Source organism: Streptomyces hundungensis, assembly GCF_003627815.1.
GTDB classification, from domain to species: Bacteria; Actinomycetota; Actinomycetes; order Streptomycetales; family Streptomycetaceae; genus Streptomyces; species Streptomyces hundungensis_A.
Map to the genome: position 1 here is coordinate 6642819 of NZ_CP032698.1, position 14961 is coordinate 6657779.

The 14961-nt window shown below is 73.7% G+C and carries 10 protein-coding genes; 8 read left to right on the top strand and 2 right to left on the bottom strand.

What is annotated here, in order from left to right:
- Positions 1–34: 34 nt before the first annotated feature.
- The 5 genes from DWB77_RS29460 to DWB77_RS29480 all read left to right on the top strand — a co-directional run bounded on the left by DWB77_RS29460 (position 35) and on the right by DWB77_RS29480 (position 6261).
- The gene (locus tag DWB77_RS29460; protein WP_120724711.1) at positions 35–850 is read left to right on the top strand and encodes a TlyA family RNA methyltransferase; all 816 of its coding nucleotides are present in this window, start codon (positions 35–37) and stop codon (positions 848–850) included.
- Complete coding sequence (locus DWB77_RS29465; RefSeq protein WP_120724713.1) at positions 847–1776, top strand: NAD kinase; 930 nt, start codon at positions 847–849, stop codon at positions 1774–1776. Before DWB77_RS29460 ends, DWB77_RS29465 begins: the two co-directional genes overlap by 4 nt.
- A gap of 224 nt (positions 1777–2000) precedes the next feature.
- A complete protein-coding gene (recN, locus tag DWB77_RS29470; protein WP_120724715.1) occupies positions 2001–3746 on the top strand; it encodes a DNA repair protein RecN in 1746 nt (581 codons plus the stop codon).
- Positions 3747–3880: 134 nt separating this feature from the next.
- The gene (locus DWB77_RS29475) at positions 3881–4615 is read left to right on the top strand and encodes a hypothetical protein (protein ID WP_120724717.1); all 735 of its coding nucleotides are present in this window, start codon (positions 3881–3883) and stop codon (positions 4613–4615) included.
- 566 nt (positions 4616–5181) lie between these two features.
- Positions 5182–6261: a glycosyltransferase family 4 protein gene (locus tag DWB77_RS29480; protein ID WP_120724719.1), complete on the top strand. Its 1080-nt coding sequence runs from the start codon at positions 5182–5184 to the stop codon at positions 6259–6261.
- 16 nt (positions 6262–6277) lie between these two features.
- Here the strand turns inward: DWB77_RS29480 and DWB77_RS29485 are convergent, their stop codons facing one another.
- Positions 6278–7918, bottom strand: a complete 1641-nt coding sequence (locus DWB77_RS29485) for a PucR family transcriptional regulator (protein WP_120724721.1) — start codon at positions 7916–7918, stop codon at positions 6278–6280.
- A gap of 173 nt (positions 7919–8091) precedes the next feature.
- Positions 8092–9900, bottom strand: coding sequence for a glycoside hydrolase family 15 protein (locus tag DWB77_RS29490; RefSeq protein ID WP_174248644.1), 1809 nt, complete (start codon positions 9898–9900; stop codon positions 8092–8094).
- 424 nt (positions 9901–10324) lie between these two features.
- Here DWB77_RS29490 and DWB77_RS29495 point away from each other — a divergent pair, with 424 nt between their 5' ends.
- The 3 genes from DWB77_RS29495 to DWB77_RS29505 all read left to right on the top strand — a co-directional run bounded on the left by DWB77_RS29495 (position 10325) and on the right by DWB77_RS29505 (position 14937).
- A complete protein-coding gene (locus DWB77_RS29495; protein ID WP_120724725.1) occupies positions 10325–12001 on the top strand; it encodes a CTP synthase in 1677 nt (558 codons plus the stop codon).
- An 88-nt stretch (positions 12002–12089) separates the two neighbouring features.
- A complete protein-coding gene (locus tag DWB77_RS29500; RefSeq protein WP_120724727.1) occupies positions 12090–12716 on the top strand; it encodes an NUDIX domain-containing protein in 627 nt (208 codons plus the stop codon).
- 193 nt (positions 12717–12909) lie between these two features.
- Positions 12910–14937 carry a tetratricopeptide repeat protein gene (locus DWB77_RS29505; protein WP_120724729.1) on the top strand — a complete coding sequence of 676 codons (2028 nt, stop codon included), beginning with the start codon at positions 12910–12912 and terminating at the stop codon, positions 14935–14937.
- Positions 14938–14961 lie beyond the last annotated feature (24 nt).

Here is a 14961-nt window from a genome sequence, read left to right on the forward strand (position 1 = left end):
GCCCGACACTACGACTACAGGAGCTGAACCGAACGTGGCAGGAGTGGCACGCCGCCGCCTCGACGCCGAGCTGGTGCGCCGGAAACTCGCGCGGTCGCGGGAGCACGCCGCCCAGCTGATCGCCGCGGGGCGGGTGAGCGTCGGCAGGACCGTCGCCACCAAGTCCGCCACCCAGGTCGAGACCGCCGCCGCCATCGTGGTGGTCGACGACGACAGCGATCCGGACTACGTCTCGCGCGGCGGGCACAAGCTGGCCGGGGCCTTCGAGGCGTTCGTCCCCCGGGGGCTGAAGGTCGAGGGCCGCCGCGCCCTCGACGCGGGCGCCTCCACCGGTGGCTTCACCGACGTTCTGCTGCGCGCCGGGGCCGCACACGTGGTCGCCGTCGACGTCGGCTACGGACAGCTCGCCTGGTCCCTCCAGAGTGACGAACGGGTCACCGTGAAGGACCGTACGAACGTCCGCGAGTTGACGCTCGACGACCTCGACGGAGCGTCGGCGGACCTCGTCGTGGGCGACCTCTCGTTCATCGCGCTCGGCCTGGTCCTGCCCGCCCTCGTGCGCTGCTCGGCGCCCGACGCGGACCTGGTCCTCATGGTCAAGCCGCAGTTCGAGATCGGCAAGGACCGGCTCGGCAGCGGGGGCGTCGTGCGCAGCCCCGAACTGCGCGCCGAGACGGTGCGGACGGTGGCGGCGCAGGCGGCGGCGCTCGGGCTCGGCGTGGTCGGCGTGACCGCCAGCCCGCTGCCCGGCCCGTCCGGCAACGTCGAGTACTTTCTGTGGCTGCGGGCCGGGGCGCCCGCGCTCGATCCTGCGGACGTGGAGCGCGCAGTGGCGGAGGGACCCCGTTGAACCCGTCGGAGAACAACCCGCAGAGCGGCACGGCCACTCGTACCGTGTTCCTGCTCGCGCACACCGGAAGACCCGCGGCCATCCGCAGCGCGGAGCTGGTCGTCAGGGGTCTGCTGCGCAGCGGCATCGGCGTACGGGTGCTGCGCGCGGAGGCGGCCGACCTGCCGCTGCCGACCGAGGCGGAGATCGTCGAGGACGCCAGCCCCGAATGCCTGGACGCCTGCGAGCTGCTGATCGTCCTCGGCGGTGACGGCACCCTGCTGCGCGGCGCCGAACTCGCCCGCGCCTCCGGGGTGCCCATGCTCGGCGTCAACCTGGGTCGCGTCGGCTTCCTCGCGGAGGCCGAGCGCGACGACCTCGACAAGGTCGTCGACCGTGTCGTGACGCGCTCCTACGAGGTCGAGGAGCGGATGACCCTCGACGTCGTCGTGCGCAACAACGGCGACGTGGTGCACGAGGACTGGGCCCTCAACGAGGCCGCCGTCCAGAAGGTCTCGCCCGAGCGGATGCTGGAGGTCGTCCTGGAGATCGACGGCCGCCCGGTGACCGGGTTCGGCTGCGACGGCATCGTGTGCGCCACGCCGACCGGTTCGACCGCGTACGCCTTCTCGGCCGGGGGGCCCGTGGTGTGGCCCGAGGTGGAGGCGCTGCTCATGGTGCCGATCAGCGCGCACGCGCTCTTCGCCAAGCCCCTCGTCACCTCGCCCGACTCGGTGCTCGCGGTCGAGGTGCAGCCGCACACGCCGCACGGCGTGCTGTGGTGCGACGGGCGACGCACCGTCGAACTCCCTTCGGGCGCACGGGTGGAGGTGCGGCGCGGCGCCGTTCCGGTACGGCTCGCGCGGCTGCACCACGCCTCGTTCACCGACCGTCTCGTCGCCAAGTTCGCGTTGCCGGTGCAGGGTTGGCGCGGCGCACCGCATTGACCTGAGTGGGGGAGCCGGTGGTGTGGTGGGCGGGGGCGTCCGCGCGGGGGTGCTGCCGCCTCCGTGAGCGGATCTTTTCTGTCGTGTCCATGGCGGGGATGGCCGGGGTGTCCGGCCGGTTTTTCAATCACCCCGGGGCCGTCCCCCGCACCGGCGGTTCACACCCCACGAGAGGGTGACGACACGGGGGGCGTCGCACACAGGGCTCCGGACCTCGTAAGGTCGTGTCCGTGTTGGAGGAGATGCGGATACGGTCGCTCGGGGTCATCGACGACGCTGTCGTGGAGCTGTCACCCGGTTTCACCGCGGTGACCGGCGAGACCGGCGCGGGCAAGACCATGGTCGTGACCAGCCTGGGGCTGCTGCTCGGCGGACGTGCCGACCCCGCCCTGGTGCGGATCGGCGCCAAGGCCGCGGTCGTCGAGGGGCGGATCGCGCTGCGGCCCGGCAGCTCGGCGACCCTGCGGGCCGAGGAGGCCGGAGCCGAGCTCGACGAGGGTGCGCTGCTGGTGAGCCGTACCGTTTCGGCGGAGGGCCGCTCGCGGGCGTTCCTCGGCGGGCGGTCGGTGCCGGTCGGGGTGCTCTCCGAACTCGCCGACGAACTCGTCGCGGTGCACGGCCAGACCGACCAGCAGGGGCTGCTGCGCCCGGCCAGGCAGCGCGAGGCCCTCGACCGGTACGCGGGTGACGCGGTGGCGGGCCCCCTCGCCAAGTACGCGGGCGCCTACCGCCGGCTTCGGGCCGTCGCCGTCGAGCTGGAGGAGCTGATCACCCGGGCGCGCGAGCGTGCCCAGGAAGCCGATCTGCTGCGGTTCGGGCTCGACGAGATCGCCGCCGTCGAACCGCTGCCCGGCGAGGACGCCGAGCTCGCGGCCGAGGCCGAACGGCTCGGGCACGCCGAGGCGCTCGCCTCGGCGGCGGCCGTCGCGCACGCCGCGCTGGCCGGCAACCCCGAGGACCCGGAGAGCGTGGACGCCACGACGCTGGTCGCGGGCGCGCACCGGGCCCTGGACGCCGTACGCTCCCACGACCCGGCGCTCGCGGCGCTCGCCGAGCGCATCGGCGAGGTCGCGATCCTGCTGGGCGACGTGGCGGGCGAGCTCGCCGGATACGCCGACGACCTGGACGCCGACCCGCTGCGGCTCGCCGCCGTCGAGGAACGCCGGGCCGCCCTGACCGCCCTGACCCGCAAGTACGGCGAGGACATCTCGGCCGTACTCGCCTGGGCGCAGGAGGGCGCGGCACGCCTGACCGAACTCGACGGTGACGACGACCGGATCGAGCAGCTCACGGCCGAGCGGGACGGGCTGCGCGACGAACTGTCGGTGCTGGCACAGGAGTTGACGGATGCCCGCACCGAGGCCGCGGCCCGGTTCGCCGAAGCCGTCACCGCCGAGCTCGCCTCCCTCGCGATGCCGCACGCGCGGGTGTCGTTCTCGGTGAGCCAGAGCGAGTCCGCCGACGAGGCTTCGGGCGTGGCCGTCGGCGGGCGGACCGTGGCCTACGGACCGACCGGCGCCGACGAGGTCGAGCTGCTGCTCGCGCCCCACCCGGGCGCCCCGCCCCGGCCGATCGCCAAGGGCGCGTCGGGCGGTGAACTCTCGCGCGTGATGCTCGCGGTGGAGGTCGTCTTCGCCGGTACGGACCCGGTGCCGACGTATCTCTTCGACGAGGTCGACGCGGGCGTCGGCGGCAAGGCGGCGGTCGAGATCGGCCGGCGGCTCGCCAAGCTCGCCAAGTCGGCGCAGGTCGTGGTCGTCACCCACCTTCCGCAGGTGGCGGCGTTCGCCGACCGCCAGCTCCTGGTCGAGAAGACCAGCGACGGCACGGTGACCCGGTCCGGGGTCACCGTTCTGGAGGGCGAGGACCGGGTGCGCGAGCTGTCGCGGATGCTGGCCGGCCAGGAGGACTCGGAGACGGCCCGGGCGCACGCCGAGGAACTCCTCGCCACGGCCCGCGCGGACGGCTAGCCCCCTGGGCGGCCGGGTGGCCGGGCGGCGATCCCCGCCCGGGCCGCCCCCGGATCCGCCTCTGGATCCGCCTGGATCCACCCCCGGATCTGCCCCTGAACGGGCCGCCCCGCGGTTCTCGTAGGGTGACCCGTATGGCTGATGTGGCGGGCGGGATACGGGCGTTCGGTGTGGCGGGTGGGGTGGCGCGGGGCGTCTACGCGGCGCTCAGGACCCGGCGTGACGGCCGCTTCGAGCGCGAGAACTATGCCGGGCGCACCGTCGACCTGTACTCCGGGCCCGCGGTCGCGCTCGGCGCGCTGGCCGGAGCCGCGACCTTGTCCGCCCCGCGGGCCCGGGCGGCCGGGCTCCTCGCGGTCGGGGCGGGCGCGGTGTGCGGGGCGTACGACGACGTCCGCGGTGATCACCGGCGCGGGTTCCGGGCGCACCTCGCCGCTCTGCGCGGCGGTGAACTCACCAGCGGGGCGGTCAAGTTGATCGGGATCGGCGGGGCCGGGCTGGTGGCCGGGGCGCTCCTCAAGGAGCGGCCCCTGGACAAGGTGCTCGCCGGGATCGTCGTGGCCGGCACCGCGCATTTCGTCAACCTCATCGACCTGCGGCCCGGCCGGGCCACGGGCGCGGTGCTCGCGCTCGGCGCGGCGGGGTTGTGGCGGGGGGTTGCGGCGGGGGTCCCGATGGGGGCGGCGGCGGCCGTCCTCGCCGATGATCTCGGCGAGCGCACGATGATCGGGGACGGGGGTGCGCATGCGCTGGGGGCGGCGCTGGGGGTGGCCCTCGCGGAGGGGGCGGGGCGGGGTGGGCTTGTGGTGGGGGCGGTGGGGGTGCTTGGGGTTGCGGGGTGGGGGGAGTGGGGGGTTTTGGGGGGCTGAGGGGTTTGGGGGCGTCTTGCGGCTGCGGGCCGCGGGTGGCCGGTCGCGCAGTTCCCCGCGCCCCTGAACCCGCTCGCCCCTGCGGGCCGTGGACGCCTTTTGCGCAGTTCCTCGCGCCCCTGAAACCCGCTCTCGTCTGCGGACCGTGCCCGCTTCTCGCGCAGTTCCCCGCGCCCCTAGCCCCGTTCTCGTCTGCGGACCGTGCCCGCTTCTCGCGCAGTTCCCCGCGCCCCTAACTACTCGGCGCTGGGCACCCCTTCAGCCTGTCCGGCGATTGAGGACGAGCGCCCTTTAGGCGCGAACGGGGTCTGGGGCGGAGCCCCAGGGGGCCCGGGCTCTCCAACCCTGCGCTTACGGGCGGGTGGGTGGGCGAGGTGCCCCAGGGGGCCGGGCGTGGGCAACCCCACTGCCTGGTTCACCCTTGGGGGTGTTTTGGGGGCGGGGCCCCGCCCGCGCGACACGGCAGGAATCCGCGAGCGGTGCCGGAACGTCCGTGCGGGCTGGCATCCTTGGCCGGGCATCATCGACCTCCACCGCCGACTCGGCCGTTCCGGGAGCCTGTTCACGTGTCACAGCTGCGTATGGTGCAAGTGCTCGGCGGCGGCAGCGCGGGCAGCAGCGCGCACGTCAGGTCGCTCGCGGCCGGCCTGGTCGCGCGGGGTGTGCGGGTCACCGTCTGCGCCCCGGCGGCACTGGAGCGGGCGTACGACTTCGCCGCCTCCGGCGCCCGCTTCGTACCGGTCGCGCGGCGCGGCGACCCCGCGTCGGTCGGCGCCCTGCGGGCCGCCTGCGCCGACGCCGGCGTGGTCCACGCGCACGGGCTGCACGCCGCCGTCCGCGCCGCCCTCGCGCTGCGCGGCAGAAAGGGCGTCCCGCTGGTCGTCACCTGGCACACCCGCTCGCACGCCGAGGGCGCCCGCGGGCAGGTGCTGCGTCTGGTGGAGCGCCGGGTCGCGCGCGCCGCGGCGGTGGTGCTCGCCACCTCCTCCGACCTCGTCGACCGGGCCCGCAGCCGTGGCGCGCGCGACGCCCGGCTCGCCCCGGTCGCGATCCCCGCGCCCCGCCCGCCCTTCGGGCTCCCCGACGGCAAGGCACGGGCCGAACTCGGCGCGGTGGAACGGCCGTTGCTGATGGCCGTGGGCAGTCTGGACGCCCACCGCGGCTACGAGGTGCTCCTGGACGCCGCCCGCGTCTGGCGCGACCTGGATCCCGTACCGCTGCTCGTCATCGCGGGGGAGGGCCCCGGCCGGCCCGTGTTGCAGCACCGCATCGAGAGCGAGGGTCTGCCGGTCCGGCTCGTCGGGCGGCGCGACGACATCACCGCGCTGCTCGCCGCCGCCGATGTCGCCGTCCTGCCCAGCCGCTGGGAGGCCCGCTCGCTGCTCGCCCAGGACGCGCTGCGCCTGGGCGTGCCGCTGGTCGCGACGGCCGTGGGCGGGGTGCCCGAGCTGGTCGGGGACGCGGCCCTGCTCGTGCCGTACGGGGACGCCGGGGCACTGGCCGGCGCGGTGGTGGGCCTCCTCGCGGACCCCGGGGCGCGCCGCGCGCTCGCCGAGGCCGGTCAAGTACAGGCCCGGACCTGGCCCACCGAGGACGATACGGTGGCCCAAGTCCTCGCCATCTACGACGAGTTGGCCGGATCCTGACCCTGCCGGACGCCGCCTACCCCTGCGCGCCCGCGTGTCGGCGGGCCCGCAGGGCCAGGGACAGGGCGAGCACGGTCTGCGGGTCGTCCAGGTCCGTGCCGAGGAGGTCCGCGATGCGGGCCAGGCGGTTGTAGAGGGTCTGCCGGTTGAGATGGAGCTCGCGGGCGGTCTCCGCCTTGCGGCCCGCGTGTGCGAGATAGGTCTCCAGGGTGGGCAGCAGGGGCGGCCGTGAGGCGCGGTCGTGGGTCTGGAGCGGGCCGATCGCCCGCTCCACGAACGCCGCGAGGTCGCGGTGGTCGCGCAGCCGCCAGAGCAGCAGGTCGATGTCGAGGCGGCGGGCGTCGTACCAGGGCCGCTCGGGCAGGCCCTGGGCCGCGGCCGCGGTCTCCGCCGCGTGCCTGAGTCCGGCGCCGGCCGCCGCCCAGCCGCCCGCCATCCCCACCACGACCACCGGCTGCGTCCCGGCCCGCGCCCCCATGAGCCCGGCGCGCTCGACGCCGGCCCGCAGGGCCGCCGCGACCCGGTCGGCGACCGCGGTGCGCTCCGACTCCGAGCGCAGCCCCAGCAGCAGCGGCACCCGGCCCTCGACGGGGCGTACGCCGAGCAGGACCGGTACGCCCACCGAGGACAGCTCTTCGAGGACGGCCCGGGCCAGGACCGCCCAGTTGCCCGTGGGGGCGAGCTCGGCGGCCAGCCGCATCACGACCGGCAGGAGCGGGCCTTCGCCGGGCTTGAAGCCGAGGACCTTGGCCTGGGCGGGGGCGTCCTCGGGGGTGATGCGGCCCTCGGCGAGGTCGGTCAGGAAGTCGCCCCGGCCGCGCGCGGCCAGCTCCTCCTCCTGGCGGGCCTGCATGAGCACGACCGCGAGGATGCCCGCCGCCCGCTCCGCGGCCATGCGGTGCACCGGCAGCAGGGGCGGCCCGACCGCGAGCAGCGCCAGACGGGCCCGCACCGAGCCCGCGCCGGGCCCGCCGCCGGGCACGTCCACCAGGACCGCGCCCGTGGGCGGCCCCGAGGCGCGGGCCTCGCGCTGGCCGCGCAGCCCCTCCCAGATCTGGAGCGGGTCGGCGGCCGCCTCGCCGGTCTCGCAGGCGGCGGCGTACAGGAGCTGCCCGTCGGGGGTCTCCAGGAAGACCGGGTTGGCGGTGAAGTCGGCCAGGATGCCGAGGACTTGGGGGATTCCGCCGCCGCCGAGCAGCGCCTCGGTGCACCTCCGGTGGACTTCTTCGGCGCGTTGCAGCAGGGCGTAGTGGCCGTTGACGATCTCGGTGTGGATCTCCTCGGTCACCGTGACGAACGGCACCTCGCGGTGGAGCTGGACGAGGGGGAGGCCCGCGGCCCGCGCGGTCTCCACGAGAGTGGCGGGCAGTCGGGCGAAGCGCGGGCCGAGCTCCACGACGAGGGCGGCGATGCCCCGGTCGGCGAGGCGTCGTACGAAAGCGCGCTGCTCGGCGGGGCGGGTACCGAGGCCGAGCCCGGTCGTCAGGAGCAGCTCGCCGCCCTTGAGCAGCGAGGCGATGTTGGGCACCTCGCCCGCGTGCACCCAGCGCACCGTGCGCTGGAGCCGCTCGGCGCCCGCGACGACCTCCGGAAGACCCCCGCGCAGCCCCGGCAGCTCCAGCGCCCGCTGCACGGTGATGCCGCCCTGCGTGTCCACTGCGCCCACCTCTCGTCCTGCGGGACCCGGAGCCCGACCCCGGGACGCCACCGCATGCGGCGGACGCTACCTGCGGTTACGTCCCGGAAACCGCCCTTTGTGGCCTACGTCACGCGGGGCGGTCCGACGGCACGCCGGAGCAGGGCGAAGGCCGGCCAGTGCCGGCCCACCCGTCAGCCGGCGTACGCGCCCGAGGCGGTCAGCCGCAGGGCGGTGTCGATCAGCGGAACGTGACTGAAGGCCTGCGGGAAGTTGCCGACCTGGCGCTGGAGGTGCGGATCCCACTCCTCCGCGAGCAGCCCCAGGTCGTTGCGGAGCGCCAGCAGCTTCTCGAAGAGCTTGCGGGCCTCGTCCACCCGGCCGATCATCGCGAGGTCGTCCGCCATCCAGAACGAACAGGCCAGGAACGCGCCCTCCTCGCCCAGCAGACCGTCCAAATTGTCCGTGTCGTCGCTGGTCGTGGGGTAGCGCAGGATGAACCCGTCCGGCGTGGACAGCTCGCGCTGGATCGCCTCGATGGTGCCGATCACCCGCTTGTCGTCCGGCGGCAGGAAGCCCATCTGCGGGATCAGGAGCAGGGAGGCGTCCAGTTCCTGCGAACCGTAGGACTGGGTGAAAGTGTTGCGCTCCTTGTCGTAGCCCTTCTCGCAGACGTCCCGGTGGATGTCGTCGCGCAGTTGGCGCCACTTGTCGAGCGGGCCGTCGGCGTCGCCGGACTCGATGAGCTTGATGGTGCGGTCCACCGCGACCCAGGCCATCACCTTGGAGTGCACGAAGTGGCGGCGCGGCCCGCGCACCTCCCAGATGCCCTCGTCGGGCTGGTCCCAGTGGGTCTCCAGGTAGCGGATCAGCTTGAGCTGGAGCAGCGAGGCGTAGTCGTTGCGGGCCAGACCCGTCATGTGCGCCAGGTGCAGCGCCTCGGTGACCTCGCCGTACACGTCGAGCTGGAGCTGGTGGGCGGCGCCGTTGCCGGCCCGTACCGGGGTCGAGTTCTCGTATCCCGGCAGCCAGTCGAGTTCGGTCTCGCCCAACTCCCGCTCGCCCGCGATCCCGTACATGATCTGGAGGTTCTCGGGGTCGCCCGCGACCGCCCGCAGCAGCCACTCGCGCCAGGCGCGGGCCTCCTCGCGGTAGCCGGTGCGCAGCAGCGAGGAGAGCGTGATCGCGGCGTCCCGCAGCCAGGTGTAGCGGTAGTCCCAGTTGCGTTCGCCGCCGAGGGTCTCGGGCAGCGAGGTGGTGGGGGCCGCGACGATGCCGCCGGTCGGGGCGTAGGTCAGCGCCTTCAGGGTGATCAGGGAGCGGACCACCGCCTCGCGGTAGGGCCCGTGATAGGTGCAGTGCTCCACCCACTCGCGCCAGAAGTCCTCGGTCGCCTCCAGGGACGCCTCGGGCTCTGGCAGTGCGGGCGGCTCGCGGTGCGAGGGCTGCCAGCTGATGGTGAACGCGACGCGCTCACCGGGGGAGACGGTGAAGTCGGAGTAGGTCGTGAGGTTCTTGCCGTACGTCTCGGCCTCGGTGTCGAACCACACCGAGTCGGGGCCCGCGACGGCGACGGTTCGCGTGTCGTCGACCTTGTGCACCCAGGGGGTGATCCGGCCGTAACTGAACCGCATGCGCAGCGTGGAGCGCATCTGGACGCGGCCGGTGACCCCCTCCACGATGCGGATCAGCTGCGGGGCGCCGTCGCGCGGCGGCATGAAATCGGTCACCCGGACCGTGCCGCGCGGGGTGTCCCACTCCGATTCCAGGATGAGCGAGTCGCCCCGATAGCGGCGGCGGTCGGCCGCCGGGGGTGCTTCGTCGGCACCGTGTGCCGGTCCGACCCGCCAGAAACCGTGTTCCTCGGTGCCGAGCAGTCCGGCGAAGACGGCGTGCGAGTCGAAGCGGGGCAGGCAGAGCCAGTCCGCCGTGCCGTCCCGGCAGACCAGTGCCGCGGTCTGCATGTCTCCGATGAGTGCGTAATCCTCGATGCGCCCGGCCACGTGCAATCTCCAGTCGAACGGCCATGTCCGCCCCCGGGGGGCGCTTACAGCGACAGCGGTCAAGGGTTCGCCAACGAGCGCATGTTCCCGATGACGGACGGGGTGGCGCCGTGCTACCAGGTGGCTCGGCAAGCGAGTGTCCGAGCAGGATACGACGCACCTCAGTGATCCGCTTGAGCCTCCATTGAACGCCACTGGGCCGAACGAGTGAGGCTCGTACGCACGGCTGACCAGCGGCATACAGAGCGTGGCCGGACGCGCTCTCTCCCCGGCGCTGATACCCTGGTAGCCCGTGGCCGGGTGCTGAAAAAAGCCCCGAACCGCAGCGACGGCGCCCTCTGAGATCTCGCGGGATTCGCACAAGATCCACACAGGGTGACCGGCACGCACTCCAGATCGCGACCACGGGAGCCCCCTCTTGGCCATGCAGCCCAAGGCTTTTCGAAACAGCACAGCCACGACGACCAAGCACATCTTCGTCACCGGGGGTGTCGCCTCTTCCCTCGGCAAGGGTCTGACTGCCTCCAGCCTGGGTGCGCTCCTCAAGGCGCGGGGCCTTCGGGTCACGATGCAGAAGCTCGACCCGTACCTGAACGTGGACCCGGGCACCATGAACCCGTTCCAGCACGGTGAGGTGTTCGTCACCAACGACGGCGCCGAGACGGACCTGGACATCGGCCACTACGAGCGGTTCCTCGACGTCGACCTCGACGGGTCCGCCAACGTGACCACCGGGCAGGTCTACTCGCAGGTCATCGCCAAGGAGCGGCGCGGCGAGTACCTGGGCGACACGGTGCAGGTCATCCCGCACATCACCAACGAGATCAAGCACCGCATCCGCCGGATGGCGACCGACGACGTCGACGTGGTCATCACCGAGGTCGGCGGCACGGTCGGCGACATCGAGTCGCTGCCGTTCCTGGAGACCGTCCGCCAGGTCCGCCACGAGGTCGGCCGCGACAACGTGTTTGTGGTGCACATCTCGCTGCTGCCCTACATCGGTCCCTCCGGCGAGCTGAAGACCAAGCCGACCCAGCACTCGGTCGCCGCCCTGCGCAACATCGGCATCCAGCCCGACGCGATCGTGCTGCGCGCCGACCGCGAGGTGCCGCTGTCGATCAAGCGCAAGATCTCGCTGATGTGCGACGTGGACGAGGCCGCCGTGGTCGCCGCGATCGACGCCAAGTCGATCTACGACATCCCCAAGGTGCTGCACACCGAGGGCCTGGACGCCTACGTCGTCCGCAAGCTGGACCTGCCGTTCCGCGATGTGGACTGGACGCAGTGGGACGACCTCCTCGACCGGGTCCACAACCCGCTGCACGAGGTGACCGTGGCGCTGGTCGGCAAGTACATCGACCTGCCCGACGCGTACCTGTCGATCACCGAGGCCATGCGGGCCGGCGGCTTCGCCAACAAGGCCCGCGTCAAGGTCAAGTGGGTCACCTCCGACGACTGCAAGACCCCGGCCGGCGCCAAGAAGAACCTCGGCGACGTGGACGCGATCCTGGTCCCCGGCGGCTTCGGCGACCGCGGCGTGAACGGCAAGATCGGCGCCATCCAGTACGCCCGTGAGAACAAGGTGCCGCTGCTCGGCATCTGCCTGGGCCTCCAGTGCATCGTCATCGAGGCGGCCCGCAACCTGGCCGGCATCCCGGACGCCAACTCCACCGAGTTCGACGCCGCCACCGCCCACCCCGTCATCTCGACGATGGAGGAGCAGCTGGCCTACGTCGAGGGCGCGGGCGACCTGGGCGGAACGATGCGCCTGGGCATGTACCCGGCGAAGCTCGCCGAGGGTTCCGTCGTCCGCGAGGCCTACGGCGACCAGCCCTACGTCGAGGAGCGCCACCGCCACCGCTACGAGGTGAACAACGCCTACCGCGCGGAGCTGGAGAAGAAGGCGGGCATCGTCTTCTCGGGCACCTCGCCCGACAACAAGCTCGTGGAGTACGTCGAGTACCCGCGCGAGGTGCACCCCTACCTGGTCGCCACGCAGGCGCACCCGGAGCTGCGCTCGCGCCCCACGCGCCCGCACCCGCTCTTCGCGGGCCTGGTCAAGGCGGCCGTCGAGCGCAAGACGGGCAAGCCCGCCAAGTAGTCCGTGCACGTTAACGTTGCCGGGGTACGGGTCCTGCGGGGCCCGTGCCCCGGTTTCTGTTGTACGCGCACTGTGGGAGGACGTCGCCATGGCCCTTGAGGACACCGCCGAACACTGGCAGGTCGTGGCGAGTGCCACCCCCTTCACCGGCCACAAGACCAGCGTGCGCACCGACGACGTCGTGATGCCCGACGGCGCGGTGCACCAGCGCGACTACCAGGTCCACCCCGGCTCGGTGGCGATCCTGGCCCTGGACGAGGAGGGCCGGGTCCTGGTGCTGCGCCAGTACCGCCACCCGGTGCGCCACAAGCTCTGGGAGATCCCGGCCGGACTCCTGGACGTGCCGGGCGAGAACCCGCTGCACGCCGCCCAGCGCGAGCTGTACGAGGAGGCCCACGTCAAGGCCGAGCGGTGGCACGTCCTGACCGATGTGTTCACGAGCCCCGGCGGCAGCGACGAGGCCGTACGGATCTTCCTGGCGCAGGACCTGTCCGAGGCGGACGGCGAGCGCTTCGAGGTCGCCGAGGAGGAGGCCGACATGGAGCTGGCCCGGGTCCCGCTCGACGACCTCGTGCGGGGGGTGCTCGCGGGGGAGCTGCACAACACCTGTCTGGTGGTCGGCGCGCTCGCGCTGTCGGCCGTCCTGCGGGGCGACGGCGTCGAGGCGCTGCGCCCGGCCGGGGCGCCCTGGCCGGCCCGCCCCTTCGAGGAGTAGAACCGGCGTCGTTCCCAGCCGCCGATCACCTTCGATCACGTCCGGTCTCACCCGATCTGAAAATCTGCTGATCCGATCGGGCGACATCTCCGCCGCGCTCCACCCAAACGGTCACGAAGCGTGAACTACGCTCGGACTGCCCGTGCGGAGACCCGCACGGTCTCCAGGTGCTCAGGCGGACGGAGCGTGGCCCGTGACGGATCAGGCGGTGGACGTGGGTGGCACTGCCGCCGGGCAGCGCACGCATCAATTCCTGGGCAGGCAGCGCGAGTTGAAGGAACTCCGGGCCGACATCGAACGGGCCGGACTTGACACCCTGTCAGGGAAGAAGTCGCCCCGGCCCCGGGTCCTGCTGATCGCGGGCCGCCCCGGATCGGGACGCACCGCGCTCGCCGCCGAGCTGGCCCGTCAGGTGGCCGACGACTACCCCGACGGCGCCGTGCGCGCCACGCTCACCGAACCCGGCGGGACCCGCGTCCCCCTCGACCGGGTCGCCCGGGACCTCCTGGACGCCCTGGAGGTCCCGGCGCCGCCCGGCGCCGGCCAGGACGAGCTGGCCGAGCTGGTCCGCGGGGCGCTCACCGGCCGCCGGGCGATCGTGCTCCTGGACGACGCGGCCGACGCGGAACAGGTCGGCCCCCTGCTGCCCGACACCTCCCGCTGCCTGGTCGTGGCGACCGCGGAAGGCCCCCTCACCGGCATCCCCGACGTGCGCCCCTGCACCCTGGGCGGGCTCGACGTGAAGTCGGCCGTCGAACTCCTGGAGGGCTACACCGGCGCGGTGCGCGTCACCGTCGATCCGCGCGCCGCGGAGTCCCTCGTGGAGGCCTGCGGCGGGCAGCCCGCCGCCCTGGTCCTGGTCGGCGGCTGGCTCGCGGCCCGCCCCAAGGCCGCCGTCGCCGACGTGGCCAAACAACTGCGCACCATGACCGACGAGACGGCCGAACTCCCCATCGCCGCCCAGCCGTTGGCCCGCGCCTTCCGGCTCGTCCACGCATCGCTCTCGCAGCCGGCCGCGCGGATACTGCGTCTGCTCGCCCTCGCCCCCGCCGGCCTCGCCGACGCGCACACCGCCTCCGCCCTCGCCGGCTGCTCGGTCACCGGCGCCCAGGCGGCGCTGACCGACTTCGTGGCGTACGGACTGCTGCGCAGGGACCCGGCCGCGCCCGAGCAGTACCGGGTGCCCGGCGCCCTCGCGCCGCTGCTGCGCGCGCTGTGCGAAAGCGTCGACCGGCCCGGCGAGGTGCAGCTGGCCCGCGCCCGGATGCTGGAGCGGACGGTCCGGCTGCTCCAGTCCTGCCGCGCGGTCACCGAGCCGGAGGGCTCGCCCGCCCGCCGGAAGCTCGCGGGGCTGCCGCGCGCCCTGCGCTTCCCGAACGCGGCCCTCGCCGACGCCTGGCTCAGCAGCCGGCGGCCCGCGCTGCTCGCGGCCGCCCGGCTCGCGGTGGAGGACGGCGAGCTCGACACCCTGGCCCGGCGCCTGGTGGCCGCCCTGGTGCGGGCGCTCGCCGCGCACCGGGGCGCCGAGGCCGCCGCCCCCGAGCTGTACGGCCTGCACCAGCTGGTCCTCGACGTGGCCGAGCGCCGGGAGCTGCACCGGGAGAAGGCCGCGGCGCTGCTGAACCTGGGCGACCTGGACGCGCGGACCGGGCGGACCACCGAGGCCCTGGCCCGCTACCGGGCGGCCCTGGACGCGGGCCGCGCCGCGAACGACCCGTACGCGACGGGCCGGGCGATGGAATCCGTAGGCGGCGCCCACCAGGAGCTGGGGGACTGGCAGCGGGCCTCCGACTGGTACGGGCGCGCCCTGTCCCAGCGGCTCGCGCGGGGCGAGCGCGCCGACGAGGCCCGGCTGTACGGGCGCCTCGCCACCGTGCACACCTATGCGGGCCGCTACGGCGAGGCGCTGCGCGGCTGGCGGGCCGCGGTGGCCGGATACCGCCGGCTCGGTGATCTCCCCAGCCAGGCACGGGCGTTGAGCGAGGTGGCCCGGGTCCAGGAGTACGCGGGGCGCCCCGAGGAATCGCTGCGCACCTGCCGCCAGGCCGTGGAGCTCGCCCGCGACGCCGGTGATCTGCGCCTCCAGGCCGCGCTCCAGCTCCGTCTCGCCGACACCCTGGACCGGCTCGGCGACCCCACGGCCGCGCGGTTGCACCGGTCCACGGCCGATCGATTGTTGGAAGATGAGCCATCGGAGCCAGGCGGCCTACGAAATCCGTAGTGCTTCAGCCAAAGATTAAAGCTT